This window comes from Kitasatospora sp. NPDC088160 (genome assembly GCF_044741445.1).
In the GTDB taxonomy this organism is placed as follows: Bacteria; Actinomycetota; Actinomycetes; order Streptomycetales; family Streptomycetaceae; genus Kitasatospora.
The window spans coordinates 455,169-478,095 of record NZ_JBIUSS010000002.1 but is presented as its reverse complement, the minus strand read 5'-3'; the positions used below and the strand labels follow the sequence as shown (position 1 = coordinate 478,095).

Below are 22,927 nucleotides of genomic sequence, written 5' to 3'. Positions count from 1 at the left end.
TCGGTTGCCCCTACTCCGCCGCCGGCGCCGACTGGCGCGCGGCCTCTCGCTCCAGTTCCTCCAGCAGCGCGTCCTCGACGAGTCGCGCCACCCCCGCCACGGTGGGGTTCTCCAGGAGGCTGCGGAAGGCGATCCGGATGCCGAAGGTCTGCTTGATCCTGGTGATCGCCTGCACGCTGGTCAGGGACTGCCCGCCGAGGGCGAAGAAACTGTCGTGCGCGCCGACCCGCTCCACGTGCAGGGTCTCGGACCAGATCCCGGCGATCAGCTTCTCGGTCTCGTCGCGCGGCTCCACCCACTCCTCGGCGGCCTCGACGACCGTCTCGGCGGGGTCGGGCAGCGCGGCCCGGTCGATCTTGCCGTGCCGGGTGAGCGGGAAGGACTCCACCTCGACGAAGGCGGCCGGCACCAGGTGGGCCGGGAGCCACTCGGCGAGGTAGCCGGCGAGCTCGGCGGCGCCGGGGACGCCGCCCGCGGCCGGCCGCAGGTAGGCGACCAGGCGGGCGTGCTCGGCCTCGCCGCGGACCAGGACGACGGACTCGGCGACGCCCGGGTGGGCGTCCAGGGCCGCGGTGATCTCGCCCGGCTCGATCCGGTAGCCGCGCAGCTTGACCTGGTCGTCGAGCCGGCCGAGGAACTCCAGCCGGCCGTCGGACAGCCGGCGGACCCGGTCGCCGGTGCGGTACAGCCGCTCCTTGGGGTCGAACGGCGCGGCCAGGAAGGCCTGTTCGGTCAGGTCGGGGCGGCCCAGGTAGCCGCGGGCGAGGCCGTCGCCGGCCAGGTACAGCTCGCCGGGCGCGCCGACCGGGGCGAGGTTGCGCTCCGGGTCCAGGACGTAGGCCCGGACGTTCTGGACGGGCAGGCCGAGGACGGGCCGGGGGCTGTCGGCGACCCGGCAGACCAGCGCGTCCACGGTGGCCTCGGTGGGCCCGTAGAAGTTGTAGGCGATCAGGTCGGACTGGGCGCGCAGCCGGTCCCACTGGGCCTGGCCGATCGCCTCGCCGCCGAGTGCCGCGCCGCGCAGCGGGTGGGTGCCGGGGGCGAGCAGTCCGGCGTCGTCGAGCTGGCGGAACCAGGACGGGGTGGTCTGCAGGAAGTCGATCCGCTGCTCGGCGCGGTAGGCGACCAGGGCGTGCGCGTCGCGCCGCACCTCGTCGTCGACCAGGTGCAGCTCGTGGCCGGCGACCATCCACAGCACCGGGTTCCAGGAGGCGTCGAAGGACGCGGGCGCCAGGTGGGCGACCCGGACCTGGCGGTCGCCGCAGGCCTCGCGCAGCGGCTCGAAGACCGTCCGCAGGTGGCTGTCGAGCAGGTTCGCCAGGCTGCCGTGCTCGACCAGCACGCCCTTGGGCTTGCCGGTGGAGCCGGAGGTGTGGATGACGTAGGCGGCGTGCTCCGGGGCGAGGTCCGGGTCGGGGGCGGTGGCGGGCCGGGCCGCGATCGCGTCCCGCTCGCGCTCCGGGACGACCAGGGCGACGTCGGCGGGCAGCGCCAGTGTGGTGCTCGCGGCCTCGTCGGCGATCACCACCCGGGGCTTGACGTCCTCGACCAGCAGCCGCAGGCGCTCGGCCGGGGCGGCCGGGTCCAGCGGGGTGTAGACGCCGCCCGCCTTGAGCACCGCGAGCAGCGCGGTGATCAGGCCGGGGCCGCGCCGCAGGCAGACCGCGACCGGTACCTCGGGGCCGACACCCTGGTCGGCGAGGTGGTGGGCGAGCCGGTTGGCCCGCTCGTCCAGCTCGGCGAAGGTGATCCGCTCGCCGCCGTGGACCAGGGCGACGGCCTGCGGGGTGGCGGCGGCCTGGCGGGCGAACCGCTCGGGCACCAGGGCGTCGGTGGTGAGCGCGGTGGCGGTCTCGTTGTGGCCGGTGAGCAGCCGCTCCCGGTGGGCGGGGGCCAGCGCGCGCAGCTCGGCGAGGGTGCGCTCGGGCTCGGCCGCGATCTCCTCCAGCAGGGCGCGCAGGTCGCCGGTGACCCGGTCGGCGGTGTCGGCGTCGAAGAGCCCGGGGTCGTAGGCGAGCCGGAAGGAGAGCTGCTCGCCGGCGAAGACCGCGAGCACCATGGCGTAGCTGGTGGGCTCCTGGGAGCGCACGTCGCGGATCCGGATGCCCTGGTCGGAGCCCAGTTCGCCGTCGAAGGGGTAGTTCTCGACGACCACGTAGCTGTCGAACAGGTCGACCCCGGCGGGCAGCCCGGTCCAGCCGCGGATCTGGGCCAGCGAGACGTACTCGTAGCTGCGGGCCTGGACCTGGTCGCGCTGGAGGTCGCCCAGCCAGTCGAGGACGGGCTGCTCGGGGCGGACCTCGACCCGCACCGGCAGGTTGTTGATGAACAGGCCGATCATCGACTCGACGTCGGGCAGGTCGGCGGGGCGGCCGGAGACGGCCGAGCCGAAGCAGACCTCCCGCTCCCCCGCGTAGCGCGAGAGCGTCAGCGCCCAGGCGCCCTGGGCGAGCGTGTTGGTGGTGAGCCGGTGGCGCCGGGCGACCTCGGCGAGCCGCTCGGTGACCTCGGGCTCCAGCTGGAAGACGCTGGTCGCCTCGCTGCCCTGGCGGGCCGCCTCCTCGCCGGCCCGGTCGGCTGGCAGCGCGGTCGGGGCGGTGAAGCCGTCGAGCAGTTCGCGCCAGTAGCGCTCGGCGTCGGCCAGGTCCTGCTCGCCGAGCCAGGCGACGTAGTCGCGGAACGGGCGGCGGGCGGCCGGGCCGGGCCGGTCGTGGCCGGTGAGCCGGAGGTAGTCGTCGACCACCTCGGAGACCAGTTCGGCGCTGCTCCAGCCGTCCAGGAGCAGGTGGTGCGAGGTCCAGACGACCCGCAGGGCGCCGTCCGGCTCGTCGATCAGGGCCAGGCGCATCAGCGGCGCCACGGCCAGGTCGATGCCGCGGGTGCGGTCCTCGGCGAGGTACGCGGCGAACCGCTGCTCGCGCTCGGCCGCCGGCAGGGCGCTCCAGTCCAGCCGCTCGACGGGCACGGTGACGTGCTCGCGGACCACCTGGAGCGGCTGGTCGGTGTCGACCCGGGCGAAGGCGGTGCGCAGCATCGGGGTCCGGTCGGCGAGGCGCTGCCAGGCCTCGGCGAAGGCGTCCGCGTCCACGCCGCCCTCCAGCAGGAAGGACAGCTGGCCGAGGTAGACGCCCTCGCCCTCCTCGGTGAGGCTGTGGAACAGCAGGCCGTGCTGCATCGGCGTGGCCGGGTAGAGGTCGGCGATCCGGCCCAGGGCGGTCAGCTCGTCCAGCAGCGGCTGGTCGACCCGGGCGAGCGGGAAGTCCGAGGGGGTGGCCCCGGAGGCGGCGGCGCCGGCCTCGCGGCAGTGCGCGACGATCCCGCGCAGGGCCTCGACGAGCTGGTCGCCGACCCGCTGGACGGTCTCGGTGGTGTGGGTCGCGGTGGAGTGGAACAGCTCGAAGCCGAGCTTGCCGTCGCGCACGTACGCCACGATGTCGAGCGGGTACTCCAGCAGTTCCCCGGGCGCCTGCTCGGTGCCGTAGCCGAGCCGCACGTCGTGCAGCAGGCCGCCGTCGTGGCCGTCGACGACCCGGCCGAGGTAGTTGAAGCCGACCTGGGCGCGGGGGCCTTCGGCGAGCAGCTCGCCGGGCGCCCCGGCCGGGCTGAGGTGGCGCAGCGCGCCGTAGCCGATGCCGCGCTGGGGGACGGCCCGCAGCTGCTCCTTGACGGAGCGGAGCCGGGCGCCCCAGTCGGCGCCGTCGGCGGTGTCCAGGGCGACCGGGAAGGAGGTGGTGAACCAGCCGGTGGTGCGGCTCAGGTCGACGTCGTCGAAGATCTCCTCGCGGCCGTGGCCCTCCAGGTCCACCAGGACGGCGGAGCGGCCGGTCCAGTCGGCGAGCACCCGGGCGAGCGCGGTCAGCAGCACGTCGTTGACCTGGGTGCGGTAGACCGCGGGGACCTCGCGCAGCAGCGCGTCGGTGCTCTCCGCGTCCAGGCCGACCCGGACGGCGGCGGCGGTGGCGACGGTCGGGGTGCCGGTGAGGTCGGCGGGCAGCGGCTCGCCGCCGGCGCGGCCGGCCGCGAACCAGTGGTCCAGCTCCTCGTCGAAGCCGCCGACCGCGGTGTGCTCGGAGAGCCGGCGGGACCAGTCGAGGAAGGAGGTGCCGCGCGAGCCGAGGTCGACCGGCCGGCCCTCGGCGGCCTGCCGGTAGGCCGTCTCCAGGTCGCCCAGCAGGGTCTGCCAGGAGACCGCGTCGACCACCAGGTGGTGGGCGGTGAGGAAGAGCCGGGCGCCGGCGGTGCCGCCGAGGTCGGCCAGCACGGCCCGCACCAGCGGGCCCTCGGCCAGGTCGAAGCCGGACTGGGCGGCGGTGGCGGCGGCCAGCAGCGCGCCCTCCGGGTCGGCCTCCAGGGTGAGGTCCAGCCGCTCCAGCGGCCAGCCGTCGCCGGGGGCGGCGATCTCCTGCTGCCAGCGGCCGTAGACGGTGCGGAAGCGGGTGCGCAGGGCGTCGTGGTGGGTGAGGAGGGCGTCGAGCGCGGTGCGCAGGTGCGCCTCGTCGGGGAGTTCGCGCAGCTCGGCCAGCACGGACATGGTGCTGTGCTGGGGGGCCTCGGTGTGGTGGTGGAAGAAGGCGCGCTGGATCGGGGTCAGCGGCGCCCTTCCGGTGACGGGTTCGGTGTTCACGCCGGCCGGCTCCTCGGGTTCGTGGGTCGAGATCGCCGCGGCGATCCCGGCGATGGTCTGGTGGCTGAAGATGTCCTGCGAGCTGAGGCGCAGTCCCAACTGCCGCGCCCGGGAGACGACCTGGATGCTCAGGATCGAGTCACCGCCCAGGTCGAAGAAGTTGTCGTCGACGCCGACCTCGGGCACCCGGAAGACCTCCGCCCAGAGCCCGGCGAGCGCCTGCTCGGCGGGGTTGCGGGGGGCCGTCCTGGTGGTGACCGGGCGGTCGTCGGCGGCCGCGGCCGGCAGCGCCCGCCGGTCCACCTTGCCGTTGGCGTTCAGCGGCAGCCGGTCGAGCCGGACGAAGGCCTGCGGCACCATGTGGCGGGGCAGCGAGCCCTCCAGGTAGCGGCGCAGTTCGGCGCTCTCCGGTGCGGTGCCGGGCCGGGGCACGACGTACCCGGTCAGGACGGCGCCCGGCTCGGAGCGCAGCGCCGCGACGGCCTCCAGGACGTCGGGGTGGCGGCGCAGGACGGCCTCGATCTCGGCGAGTTCCACCCGGAACCCGCGGATCTTGACCTGGTCGTCGCCGCGGCCGAGGAACTCGACGTCGCCGGTGGGCAGGAAGCGGGCCTGGTCGCCGGTGCGGTAGAGCCGGCCGTCGGGGTGGGGCGTGAACGGGTCGGCGGAGAAGCGCTCCTCGGTGAGGTCGGGACGGCCCAGGTAGCCCCGGGTGACGCCGGTGCCACCGAGGAAGAGCTCGCCGACGACGCCGACCGGCAGCGGCTCCAGGTCCGCGTCCAGGACGTACATCCGGGTGCCCGGGATGGGCCGGCCGATCGGCACGGACGCGACGTCCGGCAGGCTCTGCGGGGTGACGGTGAAGTAGGAGGACTCGACGGTGGCCTCGGTGACGCCGTAGGAGTTGAGCACGACGGTGCCGGGGGCGACGCTCTTCAGCAGCCGCCGGCAGTCGTCGGTGCGCCAGTTGTCCGAGCCGACGGCCAGGTAGCGCAGCGGCGGGAAGGCCCGGCCGCTGCGGGCGGCCTCGTCGGCCAGCGCGTTGGCCAGCGAGGGCACCGTCTCGACGTGGGTGACGCGCTGGCGCTCCATCAGGTCGAGCAGGCGCACCGGGTCGGTGGTGGCGTCCTTCGGGCAGAGCACCAGGGCGCCGCCGGTGGTCAGCGCGTGCGTCAGGTCGGAGACGAAGACGTCGAAGGCCATGCTGGCGAGGTTGAGCTGGCGGACGGGGCCGCGGTCGAGCCGGTAGGCCTCGCGCCAGGCCGCGGCGGCCCGGGCGACGCTGCGGTGCTCGACCGTGACGCCCTTGGGCTTGCCGGTGGAGCCGGAGGTGTAGATGACGTAGGCGAGGTTGTCCGGGGTCACCTCGGTGCTGGGCGCCTCGGCGGGCCAGCTGTCGATCTCCTCGCGGTCGGCGTCCAGGCAGAGCACGGTCGCGTCGCACAGCGGGAGCCGCTCGGCGAGGTCCCGCTGGGTGACGAGCATCGCGGCGGCGCTGTCGTCCAGCACCAGGCGCAGCCGCTCGGCGGGGTGGGTGGGGTCCAGCGGCAGGTAGGCGGCGCCGGCCTTGAGGACGCCGAGGGCGGCGACGACGGTGTCCGGGCCTCGGTCCAGGCAGATGGCGACGACGGTCTCCGGGCCGATGCCCTGGCCGACGAGGTGCTGGGCCAGCCGGTTGGCCCGGGCTTCCAGGTCCGCGTAGGTCAGCACGGTCTCCTCGAAGACCACCGCCTCGGCGTCCGGGGTCTGCTGCGCCTGCTCGGCGATCAGCTCGTGCAGGCAGGCGTCGGCGCCCGGGGTGCCGGTGTCGTTCCACTCGTACAGGACGCGGTCGCGGGCGCGCAGCGACAGCATCGGGACGTCGCCGACCCGCTGGCCGGGGGCGGTGGGCATGCTGCCGAGCAGGACGGCGAGCTGGTCGGCCAGCACCTCGGCCTGGGCGCGGTCGTAGAGCGCCGGGTCGTAGGAGAGCAGCAGGGTCAGCGAGCCGTCGTCGTCGTAGGCGGTGAGGTCCAGCGTGAAGCTGGTGGTGTCGACGGCGCGGACGTCGCTGAGCCGCAGTCCGTGGCGTTCGGCGGCGGCCCCGTTGCCCGGGTAGTTCTCGAACACCACCAGGGTCTGGAACAGCGCGCTGCCGCGCGGGACCTTGCTGCTGCGCTGGATCTCGGCGATCGAGGAGTACTCGAAGCGCCGGGATTCGGCCTGCTCGGCCTGGAGGGCCGCCAGCCACTCCACCAGCGGGGCGTCCTGGTCGACCTCGGTGCGCAGCGGCAGGGTGTTGAGCAGGTTGCCGACCATGGTGTCGGCGCCGGGCAGCTCGGTCGGGCGGCCGGCCACGGTGGTGCCGAAGCAGACGTCGCGCTGCCCGGAGTGGCGGGCCAGCAGGATCGCCCAGGCGCCCTGGACGGCGGTGTTGAGGGTGAGCCGGTGGCGGCGGACCATCGCGACCAGCGCGTCGGTCTCGGCGCCGGACAGGCCCACCCGGACCTGCCCGGCGGACTGGGACTCGTGGCCCTGGGGCACCGAGCGGCCGAAGGGCAGCTGGGTCGGCGCGTCCAGGTCGCCCAGCAGGGCGCTCCAGTGGGCGGCGGCCGCGTCCTTGTCCTGCCGGGCCAGCCAGGCGACGTAGTCGCGGAACGGCCGGCGCTCGGGCAGCGCCGGGGCCTTGCCCCTGCCGTCGGTGAGCGCCTGGTAGGCGGCGAAGAGGTCGGCGAACAGGTGCGAGGTGCTCCAGCCGTCCAGGACGGCGTGGTGGAAGGTCCACACGACGCGGACGGTCCGCTCGTCCTCGCGGGCGAGGGCGAGGCGCATCAGCGGCGCCCGGGACAGCTCGATCCCGGTGGCGCGCTCCTCGTCGATCAGCGCCTTGAGCCGGCGGTCCAGTTCGGCGGCGGGCAGGCCGGTCCAGTCGAGGCGGCGCACCGTCAGCCGGGCGGAGCGCTCGACCACCTGGACGGGCTCGGGGACGCCGTCCCAGACCAGCCGGGTGCGCAGCGCGGGGGTGCGGTCGACCACGTGCTGCCAGGCGGCGGCCAGCGCGTCGACGTCGCGGACGCCCTCCAGCCGGAAGGCGACGTGGTCGGAGTAGGCACCGACGCCGTCCTGGTTGAGGGTGTGGAAGAGCATCCCGCTCTGCATCGGGGTCAGCGGGTGGATGTCCTCGACGGTGGAGCCGGCCGGCACCAGCCGGTCGACGGTCGCCTGGTCGAGGGTGAGCAGCGGGAAGTCGCCGGGGGTGGCGCCGCCGGCGCCGGGGGTCAGGCAGTGCTCGACGAGTTCGGTCAGGGCCGCCGCGAAGTCGTCGGCGAGCCGCTGCACGGTGGCCTGGTCGTGGCGCTGCGGCGCGTAGTGGAAGTCGAAGGTCAGCACGCCGTGCCGGACCTCGCCGACGATGTCCAGCAGGTGCGGCCGCTCCTCGTCCGGGTGGTGGTCCAGGCCGTAGTCGGGTTCGACGGCGCGGAACAGCTCGCTCCCGGCCGCGGCGTCGCTCCACTGGCCGAGGTAGTTGAAGCTGACCTGGGGCTGCGGCGCCGCGGCCAGGGCGGCGGCCTGCGGCTGGTCGCCGCGCAGGTAGCGCAGCGGACCGTAGCCGGCGCCGCGGCCGGGCACGGCGCGCAGCAGTTCCTTGGTGTCGCGGATGAGCCGGCCGAGCGGGCGGTCGGCCGGGGACTCCAGCAGCACCGGGAAGATCGAGGTGAACCAGCCGACCGTCCGGGAGACGTCGGTGCCGTCCAGGATCTCCTCGCGGCCGTGGCCCTCCAGGGTGATCAGGGTGCGGGCCCGGCCGGTGAAGCGGGCGAGCGCGCGGCCGAGCGCGGTCAGCAGGACGTCGTTGACCTGGGTGCGGTAGACGGCGGGCACGTCCTGGAGCAGTTGCCGGGTGCGCTCGGCGTCGAGGCCGGCGCTGACGGCGAGGGTGTCGCCGACGCTGTTGCGGCCCTCCCGGTCGGTGGGCAGGTCGGCGGAGCCGGCCGGCACCGGGCGGGCCCAGTGCGCCAGCTCGTCGTCCAGGCCGCCGTCCTGGGTGAAGGCGGCGAGGCGGCGCGCCCAGCCGCGGTACGAGGTGCCGGCCGGGCCGAGGTCGACGTCCTCGCCGCGGACGGCCTGCCGGTAGGCGCTCTCCAGGTCCTCCAGGAGGATCCGCCAGGAGACGCCGTCCACGGCCAGGTGGTGCACGGTGAGAAGCAGCCGCGCGGGCTCGCCGACGCCGTGGTCGAACAGCAGGGTGCGCACCAGCGGCCCTTCGGCCGGGTCCAGCGAGGCCTGCGCGGCCTCGGCGAGGGTGCGCATGGCGGCGGCGCGCTCCCCGGGGGCGGCCTGGTCGAGGGTGATCCGCTCGATCCGGGCCTCGGCCGGCACGGCGTCGGCGTCCGGCGCGCTGACGGTCTGGACCCGCCGGCCGTCGGGGCCGGTGGCGAAGCGGGTGCGCAGGGCCTCGTGCCGGCGGACGAGGCCGGCCAGGGCGCGGGCCAGCGCGGGCTCGTCGACCGCGCCGTCCAGGGTGATCAGCACGGACTGGTTGAAGTGGTGGGCGCCGCGGGTGTGGTGGGCGAAGAACCACTCCTGGACGGGGCCGAGCGGGGCCGGCTCGTGGTCGTCGGCGTCGGCCTGGACGACCGGGGCCTCCTCCACCGGGCGGGCGGCGCGGGCGAGGTCGGCGAGCGACTGCCGGGAGAAGATGTCCTTCGAGGTGATGACGAGTCCGGCCCGGCGGGCCCGGGCGACCACCTGGATGCTCAGGATGGAGTCGCCGCCGAGTTCGAAGAAGTTGTCGTCGACGCCGACCTTGCCGATGCCGAGCACCTCCGACCAGACCTCGGCGAGCGCCTGCTCGGCCGGGTCCTCGGGGGCCCGGTAGTCCTCCCGCTCCAGGGGGGCGTCCGGCGCCGGCAGGGCCCGGACGTCGACCTTGCCGTTGGGCGTGAGCGGGAAGGTGTCGAGGGTGGCGAAGGCGGTCGGAACGCTGTAGGAGGGCAGCCGCTGCTCGGCGAAGGCCCGCAGGTCCTGCGGCGCGATGACGGCGCCGGGCTCGGCGCGCAGGTAGCCGACCAGCCGCTTGTGGTCGCCGTCCGCGAGGGCGACCACCAGGGCCTCGGCCACCGCGGGGTGGGCCTCCAGGACGGCTTCGACCTCGCCGGGCTCGATCCGGTAGCCGCGGACCTTGACCTGGGTGTCGGCGCGGCCGAGGTACTCGACCAGGCCGTCGGCCCAGCGCACCACGTCCCCGGTGCGGTACATCCGCTCGCCGGGCTCCGCCGCGAACGGCGAGGGCTGGAAGCGCTCCTCGGTCAGTTCCGGGCGGCCCAGGTAGCCGCGGGCGACGCCGGGGCCGGCGATCCAGAGCTCGCCGGGCGTGCCGGGCGGGACGGGGCGGCGGCGCTCGTCGAGGACGTACACCGCCGTGTTGGAGATCGGGCGTCCGATCGGGATGGCGCGCACGCCGTCGGTCTCGCGGATCAGGTGGGAGACGGCGAAGGTGGTGGTCTCGGTCGGGCCGTAGCCGTTGACCAGCCGCTGCGGCGGGGCGCCGCCGGCCAGCAGTTCGGCGATCCGGCGCGGGTTGAGCGCCTCGCCGCCGACCAGCAGGTGGCGCATGCCGCCGAAGGCGGTGGGCTCCAGGCCGACGACCTGGTTGAAGACGCCGGCGGTGAGGAACATCGCGGTGGCGCCGGTCGAGCGCAGTGCGGCCGCGAAGGCCGGCGGGTCGAGCAGGACGTCCTTGGTGATGACGGCGATCCGCGCCCCGGCCACCAGCGGGCCCCAGAACTCGAAGGTCGCCGCGTCGAAGGTGGCGTCGGCGACCTGCGCCACCACGTCGTCGGCCGCCAGCGGGGCGTAGTCGGCGCCGCGGACCAGCCGGACGATGGAGCGGTGCTCGACCACGACGCCCTTGGGCCGGCCGGTGGAGCCGGAGGTGTAGATGACGTAGGCGGCGCTCCGCGGCCCCGCGTCGGTGGCCGGCGGACCGGCCGGGAGGGCGGCCAGCTCGGCGGTGCGCTCGGCGGGCAGCAGGGCCGGGACGGCCAGGTCGGGCAGCCGTTCGAGCAGCTCCCGGTCGGTGACGCAGAGCGCGGCCCCGGTGTCCGCGAGCATGAACTCCAGCCGGTCGGCCGGGTAGTCCGGGTCCAGCGGCACGTAGGCGCAGCCGGCCTTGAGCACGGCCAGCAGGGCGACGACCAGGCCGGTGCCGCGGGGCAGGCAGACCGCGACGTGCTGGCCGGGGCGGGCGCCGTGGTCGAGCAGCAGCCGGGCCAACCGGTCGGCTTGCTCGTCGAGTTGACGGTAGGTCAGCTCACCTTCGGCGGCGGTGACGGCGATGGCGTCGGGGGTGGCCGCGGCCTGCTCGGCGACCAGCGAGTGGACGGTCCGGTCGGCCGGGTAGGGCACCCGGTTCTCGGCCCAGTCGCGGGTGACGGTGTCGAGTTCGACGGCGGTGAGCAGCGGCAGGTCGCCGACCGGGCGGTCGGCGTCGGCGGCGACGCCCGCCAGCAGGAGCAGCAGCCGGGTGCAGAGCGCGTCGATGGTCGAGGCGTCGAACAGGTCGGTGTTGTACTCCACCGTCCCGCCCAGCGTGCCGTCGGCGGCCGGGGTGAACTCCAGCGTCAGGTCGAAGATGGAGGACACCGAGGGCGCGCGGAACTCCTCGACGGCCGGGCCGCCGAAGTCGGGCAGGGCGCCGGGGTCGTTCTGGAGCACGAGGGCGGCCTGCACCAGCGGGGTGCGGCTCGGGTCGCGCTCGGGCTGGATCTCGTCCACCAGGCGGTGGAAGGGGACGTCCTGGTTGCTGAGGGCGTCCCAGAGCTGGTCGGTGGTGCGCTCCAGCAGGTCGCCGAAGGCCTCGTCCAGGTCGATCCGGCCGTGCAGGACCAGGGTGTTGACGAAGAAGCCGACCAGCGGCTCCAGTTCGGTGCGGTCGCGGCCGACCGACACGGTGCCCAGGCCCACGGTGCGCTGGCCGGTGTGCCGGGCCAGCAGCACCTGGGTGGCGGCGGCGAGCACGGCGAAGAGCGTGGTGCCGCGTTCGGCACCGAGCGTGTCGAGCCCGGCGGCGACCTCGGCGTCGACCTGGAAGGCGTGCAGGGCGCCGACGGTGGTGCGCACCGCCGGGCGGGGCCGGTCGGTGGGCAGCTCCAGCGGCTGGATGTCCGCCAACTCGTCACGCCAGTAGTCCAGTTGCCCGGACAGGCGGTCTTCGGTGCAGCGCTCGCGCTGCCAGCGGGAGTAGTCGCGGTAGCTGACCGGCAGCGGGGCGAGGGTGTGCGGTCGGCCCTCGACGGCGGCCCGGTAGAGCTCGCCGAGCTCGCCGGTCAGCAGGCCCTTGGACCAGCCGTCGGCGGCGATGTGGTGCAGGTTGAGGAAGAGCGCGTGGTCGTCCGGGCCGTGCCGCACGACCGTGGAGCGCAGCAGCGGGCCGCTGGCGAGGTCGAAGGGGGTGGCGAGTTCGCGGCGCAGCAGCGCGGCGAACTCGGCCTCCCGCTCCTCGGCGCCCAGCGCGCTCAGGTCCACCGGCTCGGTGTCCGGGGCGTAGGCGGGCCGGACCTCCTGGCGGGCCACGCCGTCCTCGGTGGTGAAGACGGTGCGCAGCGGCTCGTGCCGCTCGACCAGGCCGGTCAGCGCGGTGCGCAGCGCGGCCAGGTCGAGGCCGCCGCGCAGCCGGAGGCCGAAGGAGGTGGTGTACTCGACCGCGTCGGTCTCGAACTCCTGGAGGAACCAGAGCCGTTCCTGGCCGAAGGAGAGCGGGGCCGGGCCGTCGCCGCCGGGCCGGATCGCGTCGCGGTCGCCGCCGCCGGCGGCCGCCAGTCGCTGCCGCAGGATCTCGTCGGCGTCCTGGCCCTCGCTGTGTCGCTGGTCTGTCATCGGTTGCTCCCCCGCGCGCCACCGCGCGTCGTCGTCCGGTCCGCCGGTGTCCGGCGCACGTCTTCGAGTACTTGCTTGCGGACCTGGTCCGCGAGGGCCGCCACGGTGCGGGCGGCGAACACGTGCCGGGCCGAGACCCCGACGCCGAACACCTCCCGGATCCGGGCGGTGACCTGGAGGGTGAGCACCGAGTTGGCTCCGTGGTCGAAGACGTTGTCCTCGGCTCCCACGACGGGCACGCCCAGCACCTCGGCCCAGATCCCGGCCAGCGCCGCCTCGGTCTCGTCCCGGGGCGCGGTGGGCTCGGCGGCCGGCCGCTGTTCCTCCGGCTCCGGCAGGGCCCGCCGGTCGATCTTGCCGCTCGTGGTCATCGGGAACGCGTCCAGGACGATGACGACCGGCGGGACCATGTAGCCGGGCAGCCGCTCGGCGAGCCGGGCCCGGATCTTCTCCGGGTCGGCGGTGCCGTCCGCGGGCACCACGTAGCCGGTCAGCACGGTCTGCCCGGACGGCTGGGTCCGGGCGACCACCGCGGTCTGCTCGACGCCCTCGTCGTCGAGCAGCGCGGTCTCGATCTCGCCCAGCTCGATCCGGTAGCCGCGCACCTTGACCTGGTTGTCGATCCGCCCGAGGAATTCGAGCGTGCCGTCGGGCAGCCAGCGGACCAGGTCGCCGGTGCGGTAGAGCCTCGCGCCGGCGGTGGCGGCGAGGTGGTCCGGGACGAACCGCTCCTCGGTGAGCTCCGGGCGGCCCAGGTAGCCGCGGGCCACCCCGGCGCCGCCGACGTACAGTTCGCCGGGCACGCCCACCGGGACGGGCTCGCGGTGCTCGTCGAGCACGTAGCCGGTGGTGTTGGCGATGGGCCGGCCGATCGAGGGCAGCCGCCCGACCGGGGCGTCCTCCTCCGCCTCCAGCACCGTGCCGGTGGTGAGCACGGTGGTCTCGGTCGGGCCGTACAGGTTGGACAGCGCCATCGTCGAGCCGCGCGGCAGCCGGCGGCGCACCACGTCGGCGCCGGTGAGGATGTGGCGCACCCGGCCCTGGTGCAGTGCGGGCTGGTCGAGCAGGGCCTCCAGGCGCGGCGCCGGGATGAGGATGAGGGTGATCCCCTGCTCGACGATCCAGCCGGCGAGCAGGTGCGGGTCCTCCAGGACGCGGTCGGAGGCGAAGCGGACCTCCACGCCGCAGGCGAGGGCGCCCCACTGCTCCAGCACCGTCGGGTCGAAGCCGGGCGGCACCATCTGGGTGGCCCGGTCGCCGGGCCCGGCGTCGAAGAAGTCCCGGTACCAGTCGCACAGGTTGACCACGCCGCGGTGCTCGATCAGCACGCCCTTGGCCTTGCCGGTGGAGCCCGAGGTGTAGATCACGTACGCGAGGTCGGACGGGCCGACGGCGACCTCGGGCGGCCCGTCGTGCGTGCCGGGCCCGGTGTCCTCGACGTACAGCACCTCGACGCCGTCCGGCGCCTCGGGCCCGGGCAGGTCGCGCTGGGTGAGGAGCACCGGCACCCCGGCGTCCTGGAGCACGTAGACCGTCCGGTCGTCGGGCAGTTCGGGGTCGAGCGGCAGGTAGGCGCCGCCGGCCTTGAGCACGGCGAGCTGGGCGATCGTCATCTCGGCGGCGCGCCGAGTGCGGACGCCGACGACGGTGCCCGGGCCGACGCCGCGGTCGGCCAGCCGGTGGGCCAGCGCGTCCGTCAGCGCGTCGAGTTCGGCGAAGGTCAGGCTGCGGTCCTCGGTGGTGACGGCCGCGGCGTCCGGGGTGCGCCGGGCCTGGTCGGCGACCAGCCCGTGGATGGTCGCCGTGTGGAACCGGGCGCCGGTCGCGGTGGCGTTCCAGCCGGTGGTGACCAGCCGGCGTTCCTGCTCGTCCATCAGCGGCAGCTCGTCGACGAGCCGGTCCGGGTCGGCCGCCGCCATGCCCTCCAGCAGCACGGTGAGGTGGCGGGCGATCCGGGCGACGGTCTCCGGGTCGAAGAGCGCCGTGCTGTACTCGACCAGGCCGCCGAGCCGCCCGTCGCGCTCCTCGAACTCGAAGCCGATGTCGAACAGCGCGTGCATCCGCGGCAGGGCGCTCTCCTCGACCCGCAGGCCGTCCGGGCCGGGCAGCGCGTCCTGGGCCCGCTTGAGCATCAGCGCGGCCTGGATCAGCGGGGTGCGGCTGGGGTCGCGGTCCGGCTTGAGCTCGTCGATCAGCCGGTCGTACGGCAGGTGCTGGTGGGTGAAGGCCTCCAGCACGCCCTGCCGGACGTCGGCCAGGAAGGCCCCGACGGTCGTGTCGGGGGTGGTCCGGGCGCGCAGCACCAGCGTGTTGACGAAGAAGCCGAGCACGTCCTCCAGTTCGCTGTGCTCGCGGCCGGAGACGATGGTGCCCACGGCGACGTCGCGCTGGCGCGCGTACCGGGACAGCAGCAGCTGGACGCCCGCCGTGAGGACGGTGAACAGGGTGACGCCCTCCCGGCGGCAGAGCCGGGTGAGGGCGGCCACCAGCTCGGGGCTCAGCTCGAAGGAGTGGCCGGCGCCCCGGGTGGCGCGGGTGGCGGGCCGGGGCCGGTCGGTCGGCAGCTCCAGCGGCACCACGCCGTCCAGCCGGCGCTTCCAGTAGGCGAGGTCGGCGGCCTCCCGCGCGCCCCGCTCGCCGTGCTGGTGCACGGCGAAGTCGGCGTACTGAAGGGGAAGTTCGCTCAGTGCGGCGGGCCGGCCGGTGGCCTCCTGGCCGAGCAGGGCGACGAGCTCGCGGGCCATCACCTCCTTGGACCAGCCGTCGGTGACGACGTGGTGCATGTCGAGGACGAGCAGGTGTTCGGCGTCGGCCAGCCGGATCAGCCAGGGGCGCAGCAGCGGGCCGCCGCGCAGGTCGAAGGAGCGGCTCAGCTCGGTGCGCAGCAGCTGGTCGAGGTCGTCGACGCGCCCCTCGGCCGCGAGGTCGGTGAAGCGCACCGGCCGGTGGGCGGGGGCGTGGACGACCTGCACGCCCTGGCCGCCCTCGGTGGCGAAGGTGGTGCGCAGCGCCTCGTGCCGGGCCACCAGCGCGTCGACGGCGCGCCCGAGGGCGTCCCGGTCGAGCGGCCCGGTCAGCCGCAGGCCGAGCGGCGAGTTGTACTCGGTGCCCTGGGACTCGTAGTCGTACAGGAACCAGAGCCGCTGCTGGCCGTAGGAGAGCGGCAGCGGCCGGTCGCGGTCGACCGGCACCAGCCCGGCCCGGCGGGCGGGCTCGCTGCCCAGCCGGCCGGCCAGCCCGGCGACGGTGGGCGACTCGAACAGGGTGCGGATCGGCACCTCGACGTCCAGCACCGAGCGGATGCGCCCGATCAGCCGGGTGGCGAGCAGGGAGTGGCCGCCGAGGTCGAAGAAGCTGTCGTCGACGCCGATCGAGGCGACGCCGAGCACCTCGCAGAACAGGTCGCAGAGCTGCTCCTCGCGGGCGCTGCGCGGCCCGTGCCCGCTGCCGGTCGCTGCGGTGCCCGGGTCCGGGAGCGCGGCCCGGTCGGTCTTGCCGTTGGGGGTCAGCGGGATCCCGGGGATCGGCACCACCACGGCCGGGACCATGTAGCCGGGCAGCGTGGCGGCGGCGTGCGCGCGCAGTTCGGCCGGGTCGGCGCCGCCCTCGCCGGCCGGCACCACGTAGGAGACCAGCCGGGTGTCACCGGCCGCGTACTCGCGGGCGACGGTGACGGCGCGGGCCACCGCGGGGTGCTGCTCCAGGACGGCGTCGATCTCGCCGGGCTCGATCCGGAAGCCGCGGACCTTCAGCTGGAAGTCGGCGCGGCCGACGTACTCCAGGTTGCCGTCGGCGGCCCAGCGGACGATGTCGCCGGTGCGGTACATGCGCTCGCCCTCGGCGCCGTACGGGTCGGGCAGGAAGCGGTCCCGGGTGAGGTCCTCGCGGTGCAGGTAGCCGGTGCCGACGCCGTCCCCGGCGATGTACAGCTCGCCGGCGGCGCCGATCGGCACCAGGCGCAGCGCCTCGTCGAGGACCCGGACCCGGGTGTTGCCGATCGGCCGGCCGATGGTCGGCGCGCCGGGGCGGTCGTCCAGGCGGGCGGCGGTGGACCAGATGGTGGTCTCGGTGGGCCCGTACAGGTTGGTGACCTCGCTGCCGAGCGCGCGCATCCGCTCGGCGAGGGCGGCCGGCAGGGCCTCCCCGCCGACCAGCATCCGCAGGCCGCGCAGCGCCTGCGGGACTTCGTCGCACAGGGCCTGCCAGAGGCTGGGGGTGGCCTGCATGATCGTGGTGCCGGTGCGGCCGACCAGGGCGCCCAGCCCGGCGGGGTCGGTGACGGTCGCGCGGTCGGCGAGGACCACGGTGGCGCCGCCGACCAGCGGCAGGTAGAGCTCCAGGGCGGCGATGTCGAAGGCGATCGTGGTGACGGAGGTCCAGACGTCCTCGGCCGCGAGCGGGAAGAGGTCGGCCATCGAGACCAGGAAGTTGGTCAGCGCGTGGCGGCTGATGACGACGCCCTTGGGCCGGCCGGTGGAGCCGGAGGTGTAGATGACGTAGGCCGGGTCGGCGGCGGTCGCGGCGGGGCCCTGCGGCCCGGCGGGCTCCGTCGCCAGCCTGGCGCGCACCTGCTCGTCGTCCAGCAGCACCCGGTGGGCGGCGGTGGCGGGCAGCCGCCCGGCCGTCGCGCTGTCGGTGACCAGCGCCGAGGGGGCGGCGTGGTCGAGGATGTAGCCGATCCGGTCGGCCGGGTAGTCGGGGTCGAGCGGCACGTAGGCGGCGCCGGTGCGGGCCACCGCGAGCAGGGCGACGACGAGGTCGGCGGAGCGCGGCAGCGCCAGGGCGACGAGCCGGCCCGGGGCGGCGCCGTGGCGGCGCAGCTCGCCGGCCAGCCGCTCGGCCCGGTCGTCGAGTTCGGCGTAGCTGAGCACGGTGTCGCCGGCGATCAGGGCGGTCCGCGCGGGCTGGGCGGCGGCCCGGGCCCGGAACAGCGCGGAGACGTCGGCGTCGGGCACCGGCCGGTCGGTGGCGTTCCACGCGGTCAGCAGGGCGTGCCGCTCGGCCGGGTCCAGCACCTCGTAGCCGTCCGGGTCGGCGTCCGGCGCGGCGACGGCGGCGGCCAGCAGGCGCGGCAGCGCGTCGGTGAGCCGCCGGACGGTCTCCGGGTCGAACAGCTCGGTACTGAAGGTCGCGGCCAGCCGCAGCCCGGAGCCGTCGGGCGCGCTGCGGAAGCGCAGCTGGAGGTCGAACGGGGAGTGCTGGCGCGGCAGTTGGGCCACCTGGGCGCCGAGCGGGCCGAAGCCGAGCCGGGCGGGCAGGTCCTCGGCGAGGTCGAAGGCCACCTGGGCCAGCGGGTGGCGGTTGAGCGCGCGCTCGGGCCGCAGCTCGCCGACCACGGTCTCGAACGGGACGCCACCGTGGCGCCGGGCCGTGGCGGCGACCGCCGCGCAGTCGCCGACCAGCTCGCGGAAGGAGGCGCCGGGGCGGCGGACGACCCGCAGCACCACCGGGTTGGTCAGCGGGCCGACCACGGCGGCGCGCCGCCCGCCGTCGCGGCCGGGCAGGCTGCCGATCAGCGGGACGTCGGCGCCGGCGCCGAAGCGGCCGAGCAGCGCCACGACGGCGGCGTGCAGCACCGCCTCGACGCCTGCGCCGCAGTCGGCGGCCAGGTCGGCGAGGGCCGCGGTCAGCGGGCCGTCCAGCTCGTTGCGGTACTCGTCGGCGGCGTAGCGGGTGACGGCCGGGCGCGGCCGGTCGACGGGCAGGTCGAGCTGCGCCGGCGCGCCGTCCAAAGTGGCGCGCCAGTGGGCGAGTTCAGCCGCGGCGTACTCGGTGGGCCGCTCGGGGGCGCCGTTCAGCTCCCGGTCGGCGGCGGCGGCCGCGGCGTACTGCGGGGCGGGCTCGGGCGCGCCGGGGGCGGCCGGGGCGGTGGCCGCCGCGTACGCCCGGGCCAGGTCGTCGACGATCACGGCGAGCGAGCGCTCGTCGGCCGCGATCTCGTGCACCGTCAGGACCAGCACGTGGGCGTCCGGCCCGGTGGCGAGCAGCCGGGCCCGCAGCGGGGGCTCCCGGGTGAGGTCCAGGCCCTGGCCGGCCGCCCGGGTCAGCGCCTCGTCGAGCTCGTCGGGGGCGACCGGCTCGGGCCGCAGCCCGGCGAACGCCCCGCCGTCGGGGGCGGGTTCGGGGCGGCAGCGGCCCTCGGCCTCGCGGTGCACGGTGCCCAGCAGCGGATGCCGCCGGACCAGGGCGTCCAGCGCGGCGCGCAGCTGCTCCGGACCCAGGCCGCCGGCCAGCCGCAGCGCCACCGTGTGGGTGTGGCCGGCGGCACCCTCCTGGAAGCGGTTCAGGAACCACAGGCGCTGCTGCGCCGGCGACAGGACACTGTCGTTGGTGATCGTCACGTTCGCTCTCCAGCCTGTTCAGGCGACGCGTCGCAGGACGCGCCCGCCGAACTGCATGTGGTCCGCGCGCCCGGTCTCCGGGTCGAGCAGGAAGCGGCCGAGGTGTTCCACCTCGGGCAGCCGCGGGTGCCGGGCGGCGAAGAAGCGCTCGCCTCGGCCGGTCAGGTCGTACTCCATCCCGTCGTCGTCGACCAGGACGGTGGCGCCGGGGTGCGCGCCGTCCGCCGCGTCGGCGCCGGGGCGGATCCGGTACACGGTCTCGCCGTTGGCCCACTGCCCGACGCGGTCCGACAGGTCCTGCGCGGCGCCGGCGGCGGGGCCCGGCGCGTAGCCGGCGACGTCCACGCCCTCGGCCCGGAGCTGGGCCAGCAGGTCCTGCCAGGCGCCGAGGCCGGCCGCGGAGTCGGCCTGGAGGGCGATCACGGTGCCGCGTTCCGGCTGGATCCGCAGGTGACAGGTGGCGCCCGCGCCCACGCCGTCGAGGCCGAGCCAGCGGTCGGCGCCGTTGCCGTACCGGGCCCAGCCGTGGCCCCAGCCGTCGGCCAGGCCGAACGGGAGGGTGTCGAAGGGCGGTTCGGCCAGTTCCCGGACGGCCTCCTGGTCGAGCAGGGCGGCGTGCGAGGCATCGCGGTCGTCCAGGTGGAGCCGGGCGAACGCGACCAGGTCGGTGACGGTGCCGGCGATCGCGGCGGCGGGGGCCAGGTCGCGGGGGATCTCGCCGGCCGCCAGGAAGGCCGGCTCGATGTCCAGCGGCCGGAGCAGGAAGTCCGTCACGGCGTTGCGCCAACTCACCCCGGCGGCGGCCTCGATGACCTTTCCGGCCAGGGCGAACCCGGCGTTGGAGTACGAGAACGCGGTGCCGGGGGCGAACAGCGGGCCGGCCGCGACGGCGGCCCGCAGCCCGCCGTCGCCGGGGCCGTCGCAGACCATCCCGGAGGAGTGGCTGAGCAAATGACGGGTCGTCAGTCTCAGTTCGGCGAAGGGCGGTTCGGTGAGGTACTCGCCGACCGGCAGGTCCAGGTCGAGGTCGCCGTCGAAGGCCAGCTGCATGGCCAGCGTCGCGGTGAAGAGCTTGGTGAGCGAGGCGAACGGCGCGGCGGGCGCCGGCCCGGGCTCCGCACCCGCCTCGGCGACGTGGAGTTCGCCGGCGTCGTAGAAGGCGCACCGGAGGGAGCGCACACCGTGTTCGCGCGCGAGCCGTCCGGCCTTTTCACGCCATGACTGTGAATTCACTAAAACCCACCCACCGCATTCACCGGAATCCGAAAAAGGCGCAGCACAACAGCCCCGTTCGGCCGTGTTCCGTCCACGGCTCGTCGGTACGGGGATTACGCAAAAGGGGAATTCGCTCTGGTGAATGCAGGCTAACACCGGGCGGCGGGGCCGGTCAGGGTCGTTAAGCGGCAGCCGAATGACCCTGGTTGCCGCACTGCGAAACGCCGTTCGACCTGCCCGGAAACCCGAAAACGCCGATGGGGTCCGCGGTCGCGGACCCCATCGGCGGGTCGGTGTGGCAATGGTGCGGACGGAGCTACTCGCGCAGTCCGATGGCCTCCACCGGGCGGGCGCGCAGGGCGAGCTTGGTCGGCACCAGAACGGCCGCCGCGGCCAGGGCCGAGGTCGCCGCCACGATCGCCAGGTAGAGCAGCGGAGGAATGTGCGGAACCAGGGACCCGGTCAGGCCCATGCTCACCGTCATCAACGGCACGATGGGCACCAGACTGCCGACCACCACCGCGATCAGGATCAGCATCAGTGTCTCGGTGCGCATCATCCGCATGACCTGTTCGGGGGTCGCGCCCACCAGCCGCAGCAGCGCGAACTCCCGTGCTCTGGACAGCGTGGTCATCACCAGGGTGTTGGCGACGGCCACCGCGATGTACCCGAAGACCAGGACCAGCGGCAGCGCGCTGCCGAACAGGTTGGCCGTGCCGGCCTTCTCCTGGGCGGCGGACAGGCCGCCCTTGTCCTGGACGTGCACCCCGGGGTAGCGGTCGTTGAGCCCGGTGAGCTCCCCGATCACCTTCTTCTTGTCGGCGCCGTCCTTGGCCCGCACCAGCACCGAGTCGTACATCCGGCGCGAACTGTGCTGAAGCACGGTGTCGTAGGACAGGGTGATGTCGCCGAAGCCCAGGCCGCGCTTGTACACGGCGATCACCTTCGGCTCCAGCGTCTGCCCGTCGGGCATGTGCACCTTGATCTGGCCGCCGACGTTGGCGCCGAGCGTGGCCGAAGCCCCGCTGCTGATCGCCACCGTGTCCGTGGACAGGTTGTCCAGGGAGCCCTCGGAGACGTCCAGGTCGACGACCCGGCTCAGGTTGCCCGGGGTCAGCCCCTGCGCCTTGTAGTCGAAGATCTCCGGCGAGCCGAGCATCTTCGTCGAGGCGAACAGGTCCACCCGCACCGTCCCGGCCGCGGCGTCCACCCCGTCCAGGCCGGCGATGAACTTCGGCGCGGTGACCGGCAGGCCGCCGGACTCGCTGGTCACCGTGTAGTCGGCGACGACGCCCGCCTGGGCCTGCGCCTCGGCCGCACCCGACGTGGTGGTCGGGATGAACAGCTGCACCGAGGCGAAGCCGATCGCCAGGATCAGCGGGCCGATGCCGGCCGCCAGCCGCCGGGCGTTGGCCCGGGTGTTGGCCACGGCCAGGAACCCGAGGGTCCCGAACCGGCGCTGGAACGGCGCGGCCATCAGCCTGGTCGCCTTCGCCACCACCGGCGGGGCCAGCATGAGGATCGCGATCACCATGATCAGGCCGCCGCTGCCGGCCGCGGCCACCGCGAAGATGCTGCCGAAGAACAGCGGCAACAGCGACGCGCAGAAGCCGAGGACGAACAGCAGGATCCCGATGGCCACCCGGGCGCCGCCGATGCCCGGCTGCTCGGTCTGGGCCTCGCTGAGCGCCTCCACCGGCCGGATCGACACCACCCGGCGGGCCACCGCGAACGCCGCCACCTGCGCGGCGATCACGCCGATGCCGACCGCGGCGATCGCCGGGATCGGCCCGTAGGAGAACTCGAAGTCGTCCGGCAGGATACCGATCGCGCCGAGCGCCCCGCGCAGCACCCCGGCGGCCAGCATGCCGGGGAAGCAGCCCAGGATCGAGGCCACCAGCGAGATCACCAGGGCCTCGCCCGAGATCATCTTGTGGATCTGCTTGGGCGTCGCGCCGACCGCGCGCAACAGCGCCAGCTCGCGCCGGCGCTGGTGCACGCTGAGCGCCAGGGTGCTGCCCACCACCATCATGGTGATCAGCACGACGGTGCCGCCGAGCGAGCCCGCCAGCTCCTTCAGGCTGCCCCGGGCCGAGGCGACGTCCGGGTTCTCGACGCTGCTGCGCCCGTCACCGGTGTAGACGTCGATCGCGGAGCCCTTGAGCGCCTTGTCGATCCGGTCGCCGAGCTTGCCGGCGTTGGTGTCCTTGGGCGCCAGCACGCCGATGGCGCTGACCTGGTCGGTGCGGCCGAACAGGGTGCGCGCCTCGTCGTCGGAGAAGAACACCGGCGGGGTGCGCAGCGCACCGCCGCCGCCCTTGTAGGTGACGATGCCGACGACCTTGTACGAGCTGGCGTCCCGGGTGGAGGCGATCTTGACGCTGTCGCCCACCTTCACCTTGCGGTGGTCGGCGACGGACTTCTCCAGCACCACCTCGCCGGCCCGCTTCGGCTCGTCGCCGTTGCGGTCGTACGGGCCGAGCGCGGCCGCGCCCCAGTTGGTGCCGTTGGACGTCCGGTCGTCGGCGCCCTTGACCAGCTCCTCGCCGTCGTTGGAGACGACCTGCGCGGGGAAGGTGAGCACCGGGACGGCCTTGTCGACGCCCTCGGTCCTGGCGACCTTGTCGACCAGGTCGATCGGGACGCCGACGGCGTCCTTGAGGTCCTTGGACTTGCTCTTCTTGGCCTCGTGGACCGTGAAGTGCTTCTGACCGCCGACCACGACCGCAGCGCCGGAGTAGCGCTGGACCGGCACCCCGTTGCCGATGCCGGACTGCAGGATGATTCCGAAGGCCGTGACGAGCACGGACGCGCCGAACAGGGCGACGAACGCCCCGACGAACCCGGCCTTACGCTCCTTGACGGTCTGTACGACGAGCCTGAACACGCC

At 74.9% G+C, this 22,927-nt stretch carries 4 protein-coding genes; all 4 read right to left on the bottom strand.

The features are described 5' to 3' along the window. Positions 1-10: 10 nt before the first annotated feature. Positions 11-12,481: an amino acid adenylation domain-containing protein gene (locus ACIOGZ_RS04595; protein WP_400984820.1), complete on the bottom strand. Its 12,471-nt coding sequence runs from the start codon at positions 12,479-12,481 to the stop codon at positions 11-13. Further along, a complete protein-coding gene (locus ACIOGZ_RS04590; protein ID WP_400984817.1) occupies positions 12,478-18,822 on the bottom strand; it encodes an amino acid adenylation domain-containing protein in 6,345 nt (2,114 codons plus the stop codon). Before ACIOGZ_RS04590 ends, ACIOGZ_RS04595 begins: the two co-directional genes overlap by 4 nt. Positions 18,823-18,840: 18 nt before the next feature. Next, complete coding sequence (locus tag ACIOGZ_RS04585; protein ID WP_400984814.1) at positions 18,841-20,055, bottom strand: serine hydrolase domain-containing protein; 1,215 nt, start codon at positions 20,053-20,055, stop codon at positions 18,841-18,843. Between the two features lie 298 nt (positions 20,056-20,353). Beyond that, positions 20,354-22,924: an FtsX-like permease family protein gene (locus tag ACIOGZ_RS04580; RefSeq protein WP_363585132.1), complete on the bottom strand. Its 2,571-nt coding sequence runs from the start codon at positions 22,922-22,924 to the stop codon at positions 20,354-20,356. Positions 22,925-22,927 lie beyond the last annotated feature (3 nt).

What these genes read in the sequence shown, in the direction of transcription:
- ACIOGZ_RS04595 (WP_400984820.1), bottom strand. Translation starts at nt 12,481, where the DNA reads ATGACAGACCAGCGACACAGCGAGGGCCAGGACGCCGACGAGATCCTG.